The sequence below is a fragment of the Sediminibacterium sp. genome, from assembly GCF_019264485.1.
GTDB lineage: Bacteria > Bacteroidota > Bacteroidia > Chitinophagales > Chitinophagaceae > Sediminibacterium.
This window is the reverse complement of record NZ_JAHVAA010000011.1, coordinates 580,087-597,485: the sequence shown is the minus strand read 5'-3', so window position 1 is coordinate 597,485 and position 17,399 is coordinate 580,087. Positions and strand designations below refer to the sequence as shown.

At 41.2% G+C, this 17,399-nt stretch carries 16 protein-coding genes; 7 read left to right on the top strand and 9 right to left on the bottom strand.

Features of this window, described 5'->3' with window-relative positions:
* Both KXJ59_RS08825 and KXJ59_RS08820 read right to left on the bottom strand, forming a co-directional pair.
* On the bottom strand, positions 1 to 2,466 hold the full coding sequence (locus KXJ59_RS08825; RefSeq protein WP_295203400.1) for a penicillin acylase family protein: 2,466 nt from the start codon (positions 2,464 to 2,466) through the stop codon (positions 1 to 3).
* Between the two features lie 62 nt (positions 2,467 to 2,528).
* On the bottom strand, positions 2,529 to 3,620 hold the full coding sequence (locus KXJ59_RS08820; RefSeq protein WP_295203397.1) for an 8-amino-7-oxononanoate synthase: 1,092 nt from the start codon (positions 3,618 to 3,620) through the stop codon (positions 2,529 to 2,531).
* A gap of 86 nt (positions 3,621 to 3,706) precedes the next feature.
* Here KXJ59_RS08820 and KXJ59_RS08815 point away from each other — a divergent pair, with 86 nt between their 5' ends.
* Positions 3,707 to 4,315 carry a tRNA-(ms[2]io[6]A)-hydroxylase gene (locus KXJ59_RS08815; protein ID WP_295203395.1) on the top strand — a complete coding sequence of 203 codons (609 nt, stop codon included), beginning with the start codon at positions 3,707 to 3,709 and terminating at the stop codon, positions 4,313 to 4,315.
* Positions 4,316 to 4,320: 5 nt separating this feature from the next.
* Here KXJ59_RS08815 and KXJ59_RS08810 read toward each other — a convergent pair whose 3' ends face one another.
* The 7 genes from KXJ59_RS08810 to KXJ59_RS08780 all read right to left on the bottom strand — a co-directional run bounded on the left by KXJ59_RS08810 (position 4,321) and on the right by KXJ59_RS08780 (position 11,227).
* Complete coding sequence (locus KXJ59_RS08810; protein WP_295203392.1) at positions 4,321 to 5,322, bottom strand: GSCFA domain-containing protein; 1,002 nt, start codon at positions 5,320 to 5,322, stop codon at positions 4,321 to 4,323.
* Between the two features lie 4 nt (positions 5,323 to 5,326).
* Positions 5,327 to 6,193, bottom strand: coding sequence for a hydroxymethylglutaryl-CoA lyase (locus KXJ59_RS08805; protein WP_295203389.1), 867 nt, complete (start codon positions 6,191 to 6,193; stop codon positions 5,327 to 5,329).
* 12 nt (positions 6,194 to 6,205) lie between these two features.
* On the bottom strand, positions 6,206 to 6,955 hold the full coding sequence (rlmB, locus tag KXJ59_RS08800; RefSeq protein ID WP_295203386.1) for a 23S rRNA (guanosine(2251)-2'-O)-methyltransferase RlmB: 750 nt from the start codon (positions 6,953 to 6,955) through the stop codon (positions 6,206 to 6,208).
* An 11-nt stretch (positions 6,956 to 6,966) separates the two neighbouring features.
* Entirely contained in the window at positions 6,967 to 7,521 is a 555-nt protein-coding gene (locus tag KXJ59_RS08795; protein WP_295203384.1) for an NUDIX hydrolase, read from the bottom strand.
* A gap of 91 nt (positions 7,522 to 7,612) precedes the next feature.
* Positions 7,613 to 8,866 (bottom strand): methionine adenosyltransferase, encoded by a 1,254-nt coding sequence (metK, locus tag KXJ59_RS08790; RefSeq protein ID WP_295203381.1) that lies wholly within the window; start codon positions 8,864 to 8,866, stop codon positions 7,613 to 7,615.
* A 41-nt stretch (positions 8,867 to 8,907) separates the two neighbouring features.
* On the bottom strand, positions 8,908 to 10,398 hold the full coding sequence (locus tag KXJ59_RS08785; RefSeq protein WP_295203379.1) for a DUF4270 family protein: 1,491 nt from the start codon (positions 10,396 to 10,398) through the stop codon (positions 8,908 to 8,910).
* A gap of 10 nt (positions 10,399 to 10,408) precedes the next feature.
* Positions 10,409 to 11,227 (bottom strand): glycogen/starch synthase, encoded by an 819-nt coding sequence (locus KXJ59_RS08780; protein ID WP_295203376.1) that lies wholly within the window; start codon positions 11,225 to 11,227, stop codon positions 10,409 to 10,411.
* A gap of 107 nt (positions 11,228 to 11,334) precedes the next feature.
* Between KXJ59_RS08780 and panC the strand changes: the two genes are divergently transcribed.
* From panC to KXJ59_RS08750, 6 genes are all read left to right on the top strand, one after another.
* On the top strand, positions 11,335 to 12,186 hold the full coding sequence (gene panC, locus KXJ59_RS08775; protein WP_295203373.1) for a pantoate--beta-alanine ligase: 852 nt from the start codon (positions 11,335 to 11,337) through the stop codon (positions 12,184 to 12,186).
* 37 nt (positions 12,187 to 12,223) lie between these two features.
* The gene (panD, locus tag KXJ59_RS08770; protein ID WP_295203371.1) at positions 12,224 to 12,568 is read left to right on the top strand and encodes an aspartate 1-decarboxylase; all 345 of its coding nucleotides are present in this window, start codon (positions 12,224 to 12,226) and stop codon (positions 12,566 to 12,568) included.
* A gap of 53 nt (positions 12,569 to 12,621) precedes the next feature.
* Positions 12,622 to 13,641, top strand: coding sequence for a lysylphosphatidylglycerol synthase transmembrane domain-containing protein (locus KXJ59_RS08765; protein ID WP_295203368.1), 1,020 nt, complete (start codon positions 12,622 to 12,624; stop codon positions 13,639 to 13,641).
* Positions 13,628 to 14,125, top strand: a complete 498-nt coding sequence (rfaE2, locus tag KXJ59_RS08760) for a D-glycero-beta-D-manno-heptose 1-phosphate adenylyltransferase (RefSeq protein WP_295203365.1) — start codon at positions 13,628 to 13,630, stop codon at positions 14,123 to 14,125. The genes KXJ59_RS08765 and rfaE2 overlap by 14 nt, the downstream gene beginning before the upstream one ends.
* Positions 14,126 to 14,309: 184 nt before the next feature.
* Complete coding sequence (ppk1, locus tag KXJ59_RS08755; protein WP_295203363.1) at positions 14,310 to 16,400, top strand: polyphosphate kinase 1; 2,091 nt, start codon at positions 14,310 to 14,312, stop codon at positions 16,398 to 16,400.
* A complete protein-coding gene (locus tag KXJ59_RS08750; RefSeq protein ID WP_295203360.1) occupies positions 16,381 to 17,271 on the top strand; it encodes an exopolyphosphatase in 891 nt (296 codons plus the stop codon). Before ppk1 ends, KXJ59_RS08750 begins: the two co-directional genes overlap by 20 nt.
* The last annotated feature ends 128 nt before the right edge of the window (positions 17,272 to 17,399 follow it).

The window sequence follows — 17,399 nt, the reverse complement described above, 5'->3', positions numbered from 1 at the left end:
TTAGCTGTTGGTAAATGTTAAGTGCCACTTCATCTGTGCACTTTTAGCGGCGGCGATTTTTTTCAAAAATAAAATCCTGTAATACTTACCTGCTGCCCAGGTATCTACAAAATCATCATAGTATTTACTACCGGGATTGCCGCTTTGTCCGCCGGGATAAACCCCATATGCTTCAATTTCATCAGTCATATGAACAATCATACGCCAGCTCGGACCATGTGTTTTGGTGGTTGCATTAATAATATGTACTCCCCCTCCTATCGGCAGATGTAACCGACTGAGTGGATCGATTTTTAATAAATGATTGATTCTTGAGTCTTTAAATTTACCCCAGGCCAGTTCTTCATTTTTCTCTAGTTCAGCACAGGCTTTTGTTGCTTTTTGAATGGCCATAGATACAGCATCACGTAAGGTTTCTGTTTTATCGGGTGTATTGGCATTGTCAGCAAAATAATACACACTATCGCGTAACATGATATCTAATAATATGGGTTCATCGGGCCAGGGTAATGGCAATGGTGAACGCTCAAACTCGTCTTTCCAGATGGCTGTTTCCAGACTGTCCCAGATGGCCCTGAACACGGTTGCGCCCTGCTCGCCGACATCGTTCCTTAGGTTCCAGCTTTGCAAGACCCCAATGTATTTTTTTTCTTCGGTTGTAAGAGCTATTTCACTGGCAAATTTCAATAGTACAGGTCTGGCCATTTCAGCAAAAACATTGTAATTGTCTGTTTGCATCTCCTGGATATCTGCCGCTGTAATATTATTCATGGCGGCCAGTTTTTTGTTGATGATCACACCACGGTAAACAGGAAAATCACTGGCGGCGCCTAAATAATACGGGTAACTATCATCAGTCGATTTCTGGTTAGCACTACTAACAAAACCACGTGCCGGGTTTTTCATCATCGGGTTTTCTGTGTTGGGAATAATACCCTGCCACATGTATTGATTGTCTTCTCCGGGCATAATAAAATCACCCTGTCTGTTCCACCTGGCTACAAAAGCCCCCTGCTGTTTGATAGCTATATCGCCAGACTTGGAGACAAACACAAAATTCTGCCCCGGACAGGTCCATTTATGAATGGCAGTCAGATAGTCATCAAAATTCCTTGCCCTGTTCAAATCATAAAATGTTTGTAATCCCTGTCCTCCTTCGTGAGCCGTCCACTTAAGTGCCAGGTATTTCCCTTTGGTACTTTCATTCTTGTAAGAAGGATCATACATCACTGGCCCGAATGCGGTATAAGCCACATGATCTATTACATCTGGTTTACCTTTTACTTTAATCACTTCTTCTTTTACATCGGCCTTGTTCCATACATCGTTGTACCAGTATTGCTCAAGGGTACTGTCTTTGAATTTCATATCGTAATAGTCAATCACATCTCTTCCTGCATTGGTTACCCCCCATGCAATGCTATCATTGAATCCGATAATAACAGCTGGTGAACCCGGAAAACTGGCACCATAAGTGCTATGTGTAGGTGTGGTAATTTGAACCTCATACCAGAGAGAAGGAAGGTTAAGACCAAGATGCGGATCGTTAGCCAGTATGGGTCTTCCACTTTTGGTTTTGCTACCAGCTACGGCCCAATTATTACTTCCATTATTTTTATCCGGCACAACAGGCGCAATAGCAGCACCACCGCTATTTGTTTTTCCATAGTATAAAGAGTCAACACTTGCAGGCGCTGTAACTGATATGGATGCCGGTGTATAAGCAGTTCCTTTGGGAACAATCGGATCAAGCGAATCCTGCACATTTGTATACAACTGATCAAAATCTTCATACCCGAAATAATTCCGTGCATTGGTCATTTTCAGGTCGTTGGTTACACCTCTTGCAGTAAGGTCATAAGACATAAACATCAGAAAAAGATATGTTTTCTGCGCTGTCCATGCTTCCGGTTTATAATCAAGTAATTTATACTCAAACGGTATCTGTTGAGGTTCAAGCTTACTGATATAATCATTTACTCCTTGAGCATAAGCATCGATAGCAGCTTTGATTTCCTTATTTTTAGAAGCTTCCTTCATGGTTTTCTCTGCTGCATAGACCATGCCCATTCTTCGGAAAAACTTGTCGGTATCAATTCGGTCAGGCCCTACAATTTCACTCAGTCTGCCAGCTGCCACATGGGTCTGAAATTCCATTTGCCATAACCTGTATTTGGCATGCAGGTAACCCTGGGTATAATAGGCATCCACATCGTTTTCTGCATAAATATGTGGCACAAGTCGCTCATCCATGTACACATCAACTTTGGCTTTTAAGCCCACGAGTTTAATATTCCCGTCATGGGATCCATTTACAGGTTCAGCATTCTGCCAAAAACCCTGTTGCGGAGAGAGAAAATAACCCAGCCTGGGTGTTTTGCTTCCTCCAACCGGCAACTGCGTATTTAATACAGCTATCAATCCGGCAGCACCTACTGCTGAAATAATAAATGGAACGATTCTCATTAGCCAAAATTTGAAAATGAATATAAGGCATTTTGCACAACCTGCCTCTCATAAGCTTACTCTCAGGTGAGAAGGTTTAATAAGCGCTGAAGTTCCTGAACTGTATTATAGGCATGCATTACAATACGCAGTCTCTCCTTGCCTTCCGGCACTGTTGGGTATAAAATAGGGCGAACATCAAACCCTTCCTGTTGTAGTTTCTCGGCTAATTCTTTTACTGCCTTATTCCCCGGCACAACAATGCCCTGGATAGGTGTTGAGGAAGAAAGTTTTTCATACCGGATAGTTGCATGCTGAAAAATATCAATCAACTGCTCCAGTTGTTTTCGCTCAGCATCCATTGAAGGAAATAAACGATAAGATTCCGCAATCATGGCCACCGCATGTTCCGGAAGGGATGTTGAATAAATCAGGCTGCGGGAAAAATTAATCAGGTAAGTCCTCAACTGTTCAGACCCCAATACAACAGCTCCATGACATCCGCATGCTTTTCCGAATGTATGTATTCGCGCAAATATGGCTGTTTGCAAGCCGAGTTCTTGTACCAATCCCTCCCCTTGTTTACCTACTACACCCGTTGCATGCGCCTCGTCAATTACCAGATGAGCTTTATATTCGTTTGCAATTGCTACCAGTTGCTGCAGCGGGCAAATATCCCCGTCCATACTGAACACAGACTCAGTAACAATAAAAACAGTACCGGTTGCCTGTAGTAGTTTTTTTCTCAGATCAGCCATATCATTGTGCGTAAATGAAAAAGATTGTGCAAATGACAATCGTATTCCATCTCTTATCGAGGCATGAGAAAGCTGATCGTAGAAAATAGTATCTCCTTTCTGAGGAACAGATGAAAGCAAACCAAGGTTGGCATCGTATCCTGAATTATAGATGAGTGCAGTTGCTGCCTGATGAAATCCTGCAATCTGTTTTTCTGTTTCTTCTAATAAGGTATAATGTCCTGCAAGCAACCGAGATCCGGTTGAACCTGAAGCCAGATTTGCTGTACTGGATAATCTCAGCAAATGTTGATGCGCTATCCCGAGGTAATCATTTGAACAGAAATCAATCAAGCCCTGTGACAAACGAAGGCTTCTCAGCGATTGTTTTGCAATCCTTTCCTCGAGTTTACGTCTTAAAAAATCATCCGGATACATGGAGGTAAAACTAAAGCAATTTGTGTTACAGCAGCTTTGTAGGGTAATTGATCTTTCCTGAGTATTTTGCACCGTAATTACAGCTTATGGAACTCTCTGACCATACAAAAAATATTCTCGGTCTTCATTTACCAACCGACCCACGCTGGGTAGACCTTGCCAGCATTCGGCTGGAAGCCATCCTTACCGATCATGCTTACTGCGAACAAAAAGCAGCACTCACCTGTATTTCACTGATACAGCGTTACTCACAAAGAGTGGAATTGGTAAAACAATTATCCCCTATTGTTACAGAAGAATGGGGCCATTTCAGGCTTGTGCTGAATGAACTTCACAAAAGAGGATTAGAACTGGGTACGCAGCGAAAAGATATTTATGTAAATAAATTATTGGAGTTCCAGCAAAAAGGGGGTGATGAAGAAGGTCGCTTCCTTGATCAGTTGCTTACCATGGCACTGATAGAAGCCAGAAGTTGTGAACGTTTCAAACGATTAAGTGAAGGACTGACTGATGAATATATGCGTAATTTCTATCGTCGCTTTATGGAAAGCGAAGCGGGACATTATACTTTGTTCATCGAGTTATCGGAATTGTATATCAACAAAGAAATAGTACGCAAACGCTGGAAGCAATGGCTGGAGTATGAAGCATCCATAATACAGGAAATGGAGTTGAGGGGCGACAGGATACATTAATAGTATCAGTGGATATTTGCTGAAAAATAACTCAATTCAGCATCCCAGTTAATATAGGAATGCAACTGCTGGAGCACTTTCGTTTTTTCCTGATACGTTTTTAAAAATTGCTGATGCTGTGCAGTAGCCGCATTAAATGGTTTATGTTGTACAGCCAGGTTTATTCCCGCAATTTCTTTTAATAAATTTCTTGTATCCTCCGGCATACAGGCATTCACCAATTTTTCCCATACATATTGTGTTGCATGGTAATTGGGATGTACCAGGTCTTCAGCATAAAAGCGATAATCACGCAAATCATCGATCACCAGTTCATAAGCAGGAAAATAATACAGTTTTTCAAATTTTTCTACCAGGTGATGAACTGCCTGTATCAATACAGCTTTACTCTTATTGTTTTCAATCACACCTTCACGCAAATGACGAACTGGGCTGATGGTGAAAATGATCTGGACATCTGGATTGAAATGAAACAACCGATGAATCATATTATCCACCACCCGTAACACTTCTTCAGTGGTGAGTAGTTTTTTGGAGAACCATTCAGCAGGGGCCTTGTGGTTATTTGCAGCTACCGTACCCTGTTTATAGTTGAGTGCCTTTTCTGTAAGCATATATACCCATGCTGATCCTAAGGTAATCATCAAATGATTGGCCTTTTTCAATGCAATATGCGTATCACTGATTGATGAATTTATTTTTTGCAATGCCTCATCAGCTGTAATACCTGAAAAACGGCTATGGTGCTTCCAGCTGTGAAAACATTCGTTGTAATAAAAAAGATTAGATTGGGAATAAACAGTTTGTTCAATATACTGCGTTACTGCCTCTGCAACACTTACAGGATTGAATAGTATTCCGTGCGGGTTTTCTGTTACCTGAAATTTATGTTTCCTTAATTTTTCTCCGATATTCTCTGTAAAACATGAGCCGAGCAACATCATGGAATGTTGATGTTGTATCTGTTTTACAGGCGATTTGATATCAAATTCGTAATGAAATTTCATACACTTACTCAAAAATTTTACCCGCTTGTTTACTGCTCTCTATCAATGCATTTGTGTTAAGTTGGGTGAGCAGGCCTTTTTCCTGGAAATAGGGAATCATTTTTTCTGTATCCATATTGCCAACCAGCTCATTCTGTGCCATCGGACAGCCCCCTATTCCTTTTAAAGCACCATCAAATCTTTTACAGCCAGCTGTATAAGCCGCATCCAGTTTATCTTTCCAGTTGGAAGCTGTTGAATGAAGGTGTACACCAAAACTTACAGACGGGTACTGAGGAATCAGTGTTGTTAATGCCATGCGTACCTGTTCAGGAGAAGCGAGGCCAACTGTATCGGCCAGAGAAACAATACCAATGCCCAAACTCGCCATTTCATCTGCCCACTCTAATAAAATTTCTTTGTTATACGGATCGCCATACGGATTACCGAAGCCCATACTCAGGTATACCACCAGTTCTTTTCCTTTTTTCAAACACAATTCGTGAATAGTTTTCACACGGTTAAAACTTTCATCTATACTGCTATTTGTATTCTTCTGCTGAAAGGTAGGAGAAATGGAAAAAGGAAAACCAAGGTAGCTGATTTCATTATAAGCCACTGCCTCTTCAGCGCCCCGTTCGTTGGCTACAATGGCCAGTAATTTTGTAGAAGAATTGTGTAAAGCTAATTTCGTAATCACTTCTTTGGTATCGGCCATTTGCGGAATGGCTTTAGGCGAAACAAAACTACCAAAATCCAATGTATCAAAACCTACCTGTAATAACTGATTGAGATAAGCAATCTTTGTAGCGGTAGGAATAAAATGTGCCCATCCCTGCATGGCGTCACGCGGACATTCAATCAGTTGTATTTTTTCATTTGTTGATGCCATAGATTGGGGAAATTATGCCTTCTCTATTCTTTGTTTCATTGCTTCATATAAAACAATTCCTGTTGCTACCGATACATTGAAGGAATCAAATTTATTGGCCATAGGTATTGTAAAAAAAGCATCTGCAGCTTTAGCAAGGTACGGTTGCACACCTTTACCCTCATCTCCCATAATGATGCAACAGGGATCCTGAAACTGGAGCTCATATACTTTTTTATCTGCGCGCATTTCACTGGTAAATACCTGTATACCATTCAGGTGCAGGGTGTCAACCGCTTTGAGTAAACTATTTACCCGGCAAATATGAATATGCTCCAATGCCCCGGCACTACTTTTCATCGCTTCCTCATTCAGTGCCCCTACACCTTTATCAGGAATCACCAATGCCTGTGCACCACAGCAATGAGCGCTTCTTGCAATGGCACCAATATTGCGTACATCGGTTACCCCATCAAGCATAACAAATAATGGCACGGCTCCACTTGATACTACATGATCAATTACTTGTTGCAGATCCATATATTGAACAAGGGCTGCGAATGCAAGAACACCCTGGTGATTGGCACGTGTAAGTGAATGCAATTTCTCAGGTGGAACCATCTGAATGGGAATATTCTTATCCCTCGCCAGTTCACGAATAGCGGCAATCGATTCCCCGGAAATATTTTTTTGCATCAATATTTTATCAATCGGCCTTCCCGTTTCCAACGCTTCCACAAGGGGTTGCCGTCCTATAATCAATGCGCTTTGTTTTATTGCCATATGCAAATGTACTATATCAGTTTTCCCTGTAACTGCATTAATTTAAGTTTTGTAATAGCCGCCACACTGATCGAATCGGTAATAGCACCGGTTTCCGTCATTTCATAAGCCTGATCCACCGAAACCTTTTGCAGTTGCAGGTCTTCAGTGTCTTCCGGTTCTGCCTCTTCCTGTATTAAACCGGCTGCCAGGTAAATAATGGCGAGTTCATCGCTAACTGAATTCGACAGGTGCATGCGAAACAATTCCTTCCATTCGTCTGCCACAAGCCCGGTTTCTTCTTTTAACTCTCTCTTGGCTCCCTCTAACGGATTTTCTGAAAGTGGACAGCCCCCTTCCGGTATTTCCCAGCTATATGCATTAAGTGTATAACGATACTGCCCCACCAGCCATATATGCTGTTGTTCGTCTATCGCAATAATACCTATTGCAATATTTTTAAAATGCACTTTCCCATAAATTCCAGGACCTCCTTTGGGATTAATCACATCATCTTCCGTAACCCTGATCCATTTATTATCATAGACAGTTTTTGAATGCAGGCTTACCCAGGGATTTTTTTCCATACCATTCTTTTTAGAGGATGTATTTAAGCAGTAATTCTTATAAACATAAAAGCCCCCGTTATCCGGGGGCTCTCGTTGATGTCAATCTTTTTTATTTGAGTCCAAAAGCTTTTTTCACTTTGGATACATAATCCAGTTTCTCCCAGGTAAACAATTCCACTTTCACTTTCTTCTCTTTACCATCGGGCGATTTGAAGGTTTTGGTTACTACTTCACTCTTACGACCCATATGTCCGTATGCTGCCGTTTCGCTGTAGATTGGGCTACGCAGTTTCAGGCGCTGCTCAATAAAGTATGGACGCATATCGAACAATCCTTCAACGATTTTAGCAATCTGGCCATCGGTCAGGTTTACTTTAGCAGTACCATAAGTGTTTACATTGATACTGGTAGGTTGTGCCACACCAATAGCATAAGATACCTGTACCAGCACTTCACTTGCCACACCCGCAGCTACCAGATTCTTGGCAATATGACGGGTAGCATAAGCAGCAGAACGGTCTACTTTACTGGGATCTTTACCACTGAAAGCTCCACCACCATGTGCACCTTTACCACCATAAGTATCTACAATGATCTTACGACCGGTTAAACCGGTATCGCCATGCGGACCACCAATGACAAACTTTCCGGTTGGGTTAATATGGTATTTGATATTGTTGTTGAACAGTTTTGCGTATTTCTTGTACTTGCTTTTTACGCGTGGGATCAGGATATTGATGATATCTGATTTGATCTTAGCCAGCATCTTCGCTTCTGTATCAAAATCATCGTGTTGGGTTGATACTACAATGGCATCAATTCTCACCGGCTGGTTATTGTCATCATACTCCAAAGTAACCTGGCTCTTTGCATCGGGACGCAGGTATTTAATTTGTTTGTTCTCTCTTCTCAGCGCAGCCAGTTCGATCAGGATCTTGTGTGCCAGATCCAATGCCAATGGCATATAATCTTCTGTTTCATTGCTCGCATAACCAAACATCATACCTTGGTCGCCGGCTCCCTGCTCTTCTTTTTTCTTCTTGTCTACACCCTGGTTAATATCTGCAGACTGCTCATGAATAGCAGACAAAATACCACAGCTATTCGCTTCAAACATATATTCACTCTTGGTATAACCGATCTTACGGATCACACCACGCGCTATTTCCTGTACATCTAAATAAGCCTTCGATTTTACTTCACCCGCCAATACTACCTGACCGGTTGTTACAAGGGTTTCACAGGCAACTTTAGATTGGGCATCGAATGCCAAAAAATTATCGATCAACGCATCAGAAATCTGATCGGCCACTTTATCCGGATGTCCTTCAGATACGCTTTCAGAAGTAAATAAATAAGGCATATTTTATTTTTAATGTGTGCAAATATAATGCAAACACAGATTTAGATACGAGAGAAAATAATCCTAATCCGCATCCTGAACCTTGAATGTGTTCCGCCACCCAGTCTAACCCGGCCATTCGCAGGGTCGTTACCTATACTTGGATTCAGGTAATAGATAATGTAGGTATTGGGGTTAGGGTATGGATTTGCATAATACAGAGAGTCATTTGCCGGGGCAGAGAGTTTCAATAAATGAGAAGTATCTTTTCGGGAAATGATCCCCTGAACATAACGACTCATATTAAAAGTATAGGATGCTACACGATTGTATCCCTGAGTGGTTTTATAAAAAGCAAATCCACCAAAATCTGTAATATTCGGACCTTCTGTAGAGAAGATATAATCGTTGCGAACATTTCGTTTACGGTTGGTAACCGAATCATATACACTTAACAATAAATAACGGGGAACACTCATCTGCTGATCGATGGTAAGCAGGTTAGCATCATCTGGTACTTGTTCTGCAATAAGTTCTGCACGATGAATAATCCTGTTGCTTAATGAGGCCAGTCCTGGTATCCTCACCCTTACTGTAGTACCGGGAGATGTTTGAACATATACCAGTGAATCAGATTTGGGGCTATTGTTGGTAGTGGTATAATTGGCTACCTGACTACCTGCCCTGCTCCGGGTAATGAAGTTGGCATCACCACCGGCCAGTGTATTAAATCTGAAATAATGAACTGATGTATCTCTTGTGGTAGCGCCGGTAGAACTGGAACTGTAATACAAAGCAAATTTGGTATTGGTGTCTGAAAGACTGATACGTAGTAATGCGTTGGCAGGCCCCGTTTGATCCGCGGTTAATGCAAAGCCTGCAAAATAGGTTCTGAAAATAGAATCATTCTTATAGGCATTAGTAGAATCATAGGTTTTGATAAAACGCTGTGCCACATCATTTCTCAGCCTGATGCGGATCTGATTGGTAGCAATTTCAAACCTGTTTTTTACTGAATCACTTAACCTGCGAATATCAACAGATACAGGTGAGCCGAGCGCTGCCCCAGCATTAACGGGAGTAACATTGGGATAGTTTACCGGGTACAACCGATTCCTGTCGAGTGGTGTACTCTGATCAATCTCCGATACAGTTAAACGCAAAGGCTGTGTAGAATCGCCATAAAAACCATTGTACCCTAAAATAAGTACGGCAGAATCTACCCTTATACTGTCTTTATTACCTGGAATAAAAAAAGGATAAAAAGACGGGGATAATTCAAAAAACATGGAAGCAGAAGTGCGGCCAAATATCGGGTCATTGGTAATGGCGCCGAGCATATGTATATCCCCTTTATAAATTCTGGGAGTATCAATTTCATTATAAGTATCGGTAATGACATCCAGGATGGTATCTTTTGTCAATACACCATCAATCGGGGGAATTAAACCACCGCCTAATTCAGTAGAAGTAATCCTGGTACAACCAGTGAGGAAACTGCCCGAAATAATACAGAAAATGAATGTATTACGTAGTGTCGAAAATAAACGCATGTGTTGTGGATTACTTGCCCGCAAGGTCGTTGTACAATTCTAAATACTCTGTTAAATCAGAATCCCATCCTTTGAAGGGAACTACTTTCTTTCCTTTCACTTTGGCAAATTCCTCCACCAGTTTTTTATCTATTTTTTCTGCACCGAAAGTAATTGCGTCAGCAAAACTGGCACCACCTCTGAAAAGGGCAGTATTACTGGCTTCTTTGAACGCTTCCAGATCCTTTTCTTTTATATTGGCATTGATTACTGCCTGCTTCAGAAAATCTGAACCCAGTTTTTCCTTGAAGGTATTCTCACCGATAGTAAATACCACTTTACTGTTACCAAAAACAGGTTCTTTCTTATACGCTGTTTTAATATAGGCAGGAATAAGACCCGTCATCCAGCCACTACAGTGAATAATGTCTGGAGGCCATCCGAACTTTTTGACGGTTTCCAGAGCTCCTTTGCAGAAAAATACGGTACGAAGGGCATTATCTTCAAACCATGACTCATCATCATCATGGAAAATTTGTTTACGTTTAAAGAAGTCTTCATTCTCCAGAAAATATACCTGTAAACGGGCATTGGGCAATGAAGCTACTTTAATCTGAAGTGGATAATCATCGTTATCTACTGATACATTAATCCCCGAAAGCCTTACTACTTCATGTAAACGATGCCTGCGCTCATTGATTACACCAAACCTTGGCATAATACATCTTACCTCCAAACCACCATCATTACTCTTGATAGCCAGTTTATTGATAACCTCTGCGAATTCTGTTAATTCGAGGTAGGGCGACATCTCTGTGGCTATGAATAAAATTCTTTTCTTTGTTGACATCCTTGCACCGTTTTTGTTGCGGTAAGCCTAAAATGAGTTGGCAAAGGTACGTAAAATATAGTTGAACAACATTTTCGCATAAAAACAGTCTTAAATCATCGCTTCTAATGATCCTGTTCAAAACCATAAATGAGTTAAAAAAATATATTACAGCAAAGCGTTTGTCGGGCATTTCCGTTGGCTTTGTGCCTACTATGGGGGCCCTGCATTCCGGACATCTCTCTCTCCTCAGGGCTTCAAAAACAACAACAGAACTCACCATTTGCAGTATTTTTGTAAACCCGGCTCAGTTTAACGATCCATCTGATTATCAACAATATCCGGTTACCATTGAACAGGATATCCGTTTGCTTGAAAGCGAAAACTGTGATGTTTTATTTCTTCCATCGGTTCCTGAAATCTATCCTGCCGATTTTCAAAAGAAACAATATAAGCTGGGAGCACTTGAAACAAGTCTGGAAGGGGAATTCCGTCCTGGGCATTTCCAGGGAGTTTGTCAGGTAGTGGATCGTCTTCTCTCCATTGTAGAACCCGACTGGCTATTTCTGGGGAGAAAGGATTACCAACAATGTATGGTAATAACCGAACTGATTCGCCAAACCGGCATACATACCCGCCTACAGATTGTTCCTACGATGCGGGAAGCCAGCGGACTGGCCATGAGTAGCAGAAACCTTCGCTTGACTGCCCAAGACAGGGAAAAAGCAACAGCCATTTACCGTTCGCTACAATGGATAAAAACAACTATCCGGCCCGGAACCACTTTGGCATTGTCGGAGGCCGCAGAAAAAATATTACTGGAAGCAGGTTTTGACAAAGTAGATTATATCAGCATAGCCGATGCCCAAAGCCTCGAACCCATTGAAAATTGGGACGGGCAACTGCCAATTGTAGCGCTTGCAGCCGGATTCCTGTCGGGTGTACGTTTAATTGATAACATTTCTCTGACAGGAGAATAGATGTCACATTGAATAAGTAACTATTTTTGCGCCCATTATGCAAATAGAAATACTGAAATCGAAAATACACCGCGCTGTTATTACCGAAGCAAACTTACATTATGTGGGTAGCCTCACTCTCGATGAAGACCTGATGGATGCAGCCAATTTTATTGAAAATGAAAAAATACAGGTGGTCAACGTTAATAACGGTGAAAGGCTGGAAACTTATATCATAAAAGGAAAAAGAGGAAGTGGTGTTGTTTGTTTGAATGGACCCGCAGCACGCAGAGGTGCCGTAGGCGATCTGGTGGTTATCATTTCATATGCTACCATGGATTTTGAAGCGGCTAAACAGTTCAAACCCTGGGTCGTATTTCCAAAAGAGGGAAATAAGCTGTAGTATTACTGCAATACCCTGATAACGCAAGTATAATTTTGTAACCCACTCTGGCTATGAAAAAACGACTCCTCTCCTTTGCCAAATATGCGGTCTTTCTGGGATTGGGATTGTTTTTAGTCTGGTGGAGCTTTCGCCAGATACCCAATGATAAATGGGACGAGTTCAAAGCAAGTTTATCCAATGCCAATTACTGGTTATTGATTCCCGTTTTTATCATCCTTGCGCTTAGCCATCTTGTGCGTGCCTTACGCTGGAAAATACTGATGCAACCCATGGGATACAAACCGCGTGTTGCCAACAGTTTTTTTGCCGTAATGATTGGTTATCTGGCCAACCTCGCCATTCCACGTTTGGGTGAAGTATTAAAATGTACATTTCTCTCGAAGTACGAAAAAATACCTGCTGAAAAACTCGTGGGTACCATTGTAGCAGAAAGGGCTGTTGATGTAGTATCGTTGGGTATCGTTTTTCTCCTAACCATGGTAACTCAATCAGATATCTTGGCTGAGTATGGCAACGAACTCATCGGACAGCTTTTTAAAAAAGGAGAAAATATTTCGATAACCGCCTTGCTGATTTTTGCAGGTATCCTCATTGTCCTGATGATTGCCATCAGGGTTTGGTTCAACCAGTTTTCGCATCTTAAAATAGTAGTGCTGGTTAAAAAAATTGTGGCAGGTGTATGGGAAGGATTGATCAGCATCAGGCGATTGAAACAAAAAGGGTTGTTTGTATTTTATTCGGCACTGATATGGATTTTATATGCTGCCGGAACCTGGGTTGGACTCATGGCTACTGAAGGAACTTCACATTTAGGCATGGGCGCCGCTTTGGGTGCACTGGCATTTGGAAGTATTGGCATGATTGTTACTCCCGGAGGCATTGGTGCATTTGCATTTTTTATTGCCAAAGTGCTGCAAGAAAATGGTGTGCCTTTTGAAATTGGTTTTGCCAATGGCACTTTGCAATGGTTTGCACAATTTCTTATCGTTGTATTATTAGGGGGTATCAGTCTTCTGTTATTACCCGTTTATAATAAACCCAAACCTTCCAATACCCATGAGAGCCGTTAATGCTATTGATGCAAAAGTCATGACACTTACCCAATTACTGGCGAGAGTAGCCGCCTGGCGCGCCACCGGAAAAACCATTGCTTTTACCAATGGCTGCTTCGATATTCTGCATGAAGGACATGTTTTTTCATTGGGTGCCGCAGCAAAAGAAGCCGATTACCTCGTAGTAGGTGTAAACAGCGATAATAGTGTAAAAAAACTAAAAGGCCCCGATCGCCCGGTAAATAATGAACACAGCAGAGCTTTGATATTGGCAAACCTGTCGCTTACCGATGCTGTTGTTGTATTTGATGAAGACACACCACAGCAGCTTATTACTGCCATATTACCAGATGTATTGGTAAAAGGCGGCGACTATACGATAGAACAGATTGTAGGCTCCAAAGAAGTAATCGCTAATGGAGGCAGAGTAGTCATTAATCCAATTGTAGCAGGATTTTCAACAACGGGTATTATTCAGCATATCAAGCAGTCTTACTCTTAATTTGGGAATTTGGAGATGTGCTGATTTGGAAATGATACAAGGAGTATAGGTGTTTCAATTTCCAAATCAGCAGATTTTCAAATTTTTTCCACAGGAATTCTTTAGACAAATTGTACGAAACTTAACATTGCTCTCTCCTCTCCTTTTTTATATTTGGTGAATTGAAGCATCAATTCTTGTCATTGTGAAAAAACAACTCATTCAACGCGATATAAGCTGGCTTAGTTTTAATGGAAGGGTATTACAGGAAGCCAATGACCCAACTGTGCCTCTAAAAGAAAGAATACGCTTTCTGGGTATTTTTTCAAACAATACAGATGAGTTCTTCCGCGTAAGGGTAGCTACTTTAAAACGCATGGTGGAGTACGCCGATAAAAGACGGAACCTGAACATGCACATGGAAGAAGACCCTCAATCGATCATTGACCAGATTCAGACCATTGTATTGAAACAACAGAATGAATTCAACCGGATCTGGGAAGGCATTTTAAAAGAACTAAGAAAGGAGAAGATATTCCTGGTAAATGAAAAACAGCTTTCCAAAGAACAGAAACATTTTGTACGCAATTTTTTTGATGACAAAGTGCGCTCCAACATCATTCCATTGATGATTGAAACCCTTCCCCAACTTCCCTATCTGCGCGACAAGAGTATTTACCTGGGTGTGGTAATGCAGAAAAAAAACTCTGCTTACAACCAGAAATATGCTTTGATAGAAATACCATCAAAAGACCTGGGCCGGTTTGTACTATTACCCTCAAAACCCGGAGAGAACCATATTATACTGCTGGAAGATGTGATTCGTTATAACCTGCCGGAAATTTTTACCTACTTCGATTATGATTATTTTGACGCACATGTATTCAAGGTAACCAAAGATGCAGAGATAGATATTGACAATGACGTAAGTACCACATTTGTAGAGAAAATAGAAAAGGGATTAAAGAACCGACGCAAGGGTAAACCCGTTCGCTTTGTATACGATAAGGAAATGGATGCCGGTTTACTTGAATACCTGATCAGACGCTTAAGTCTTAACCGGAAAAGCAATATTATTCCCGGTGGGCGCATCCATAATTTTAAACATTTTATGGATTTTCCGGATGTCTTTAATACCAAAAACACAAGGCGTGAACCACTGATACACCCAGCTTTTCATGGTCGTGTTCGGGTAACAGAAGTGGTACTGAAGAAAGATGTTATGCTCCATTTCCCCTATCATTCTTTTCATGCAGTAATTGATCTTCTGCGTGAAGCAGCCATGGATCCCGACGTTCAATCTATCAAGATCACAGCATACCGTCTGGCTGCCAATTCAAAAGTGATCAATGCATTAATCAACGCTGCAAGAAATGGAAAAGAAGTAATTGTAATGCTTGAACTGAAAGCCCGGTTCGACGAAGAAGCCAACCTTGAATGGAAAGACATACTGGAAGAGGAAGGTGTAAAAGTATTATTGGGTGTACCCAAAATGAAAGTACATGCCAAACTCTGTATTATTAAAAAAAGAAAAGGTAACAAGACGGTTCAATACGGTTTTGTAAGTACGGGTAACCTGAATGAAAAAACAGCTCATGTATATGGCGATCATTGTCTGTTCACTGCCAACAGGATGATCATGGCCGATATCAACCGCATTTTTCATTACCTCGAAAACTGGAAAACAGGCGCTGCGCAATTAAGTCAATGTAAAACACTGATGATTTGCCCCAATAATATGCGCCGCGAAATGGACTTGCTGATCGCTAAAGAGATAAAAGCTGCCAAAGCCGGCAAACCAGCCGGCATTACGCTGAAACTTAATTCATTGAGCGATGCCAAATTAATCGATAAACTATATATGGCTGCAGCAGCCGGAGTAGAAATACAAATGGTGGTAAGAGGTATATTCTGTGCAGTGATTGATCATAAAAAATTCAAACACCCCATTAAGGCCGTAAGTATTGTAGATGAATACCTGGAACATGCCCGCGTACTTATTTTCTATAATGGTGGTAAAGAAAAAATGTTTATTTCCAGTGCCGACTGGATGGTCAGGAACCTCGACCATCGTATTGAAGCAGCAGTACCTATTAATGACCCCGATATCAGGAACGAATTAAAAGAGATTATCCACATTCAATTAAGAGACAATGTAAAGGCGAGAATACTCGACAAAGAATTAAGCAACAACTATGTACCTTCCGCAGGTAAAAAGAAGATACGCTCTCAGATTGAGACTTATCATTACCTCCACCGGAAAAACGTAGTACACATTGAGGCTGGCCGCCATTGATATAGGAAGTAACGCTGCAAGACTGCTCATCTCGGAGATTAGTCTTGATGCCGAAGGCAAACCAAGATTTAACAAACTCAACCTTGTTCGCGTTCCCCTTCGTTTGGGTTTTGATGTATTTGAAAAAGGAGAAATCTCAAAAGAAAAAAGGGGAATGGTATTACAAACCATGAAAGCCTATGGGCATCTCATCAATGCCTATGGTGTGCAACATACCATTGCCTGTGCCACCAGTGCCATGCGTGATGCCCGTAACAGCGGAGACCTGATCAGAAAAATAAAACTCGAAACCGGTCTCGACATAGAAATTATCAGCGGCGATCTGGAAGCATCCATTATTTATGAAAACCATGTAGCTGAAAACATGGATACCGACCACAGTTATCTCTATATTGATGTAGGCGGAGGTAGTACCGAACTTACTTTTTTTGCAGATGGTAAACTGGTATTTAAACAATCTTTCAATATTGGCACCATCCGCATACTGAAAGATATGGTTGATGAACTGCATTGGAATGAGATGAAGGATATCATCAAAAACAAAACAAAAGGTTATAAAAAAATTGTAGCCATTGGTACCGGTGGTAATATCAACAAAGTATTTTCACTGAGTAAGAAAAAAGACGGCAAACCCCTCTCACTCGATTTACTAAAAGATTATTATAAAGAAATCTCCAGTTTTTCACTGGATGACCGTATCAATACTTATAAACTACGAGAAGACCGCGCAGATGTTATTGTACCTGCACTTCAGATTTACATCAATGTAATGCGCTGGGCCGATGCTGATGAAATATATGTTCCGAAAATAGGCCTGGCCGATGGTCTTATTCAGCACCTCTACGATGAATTGCAAAAAAGTTCCGCATAATTAGGGCTGTGAGCTCTGAGCCTAACCCATTAATATTATTTAGAGATACTCGCAGCTCATGGCTCATAGCTATCCTCGTATTTATTTTACCGGGCTATTCCATCCTACCGAAGGTAATCCTCAAAAAA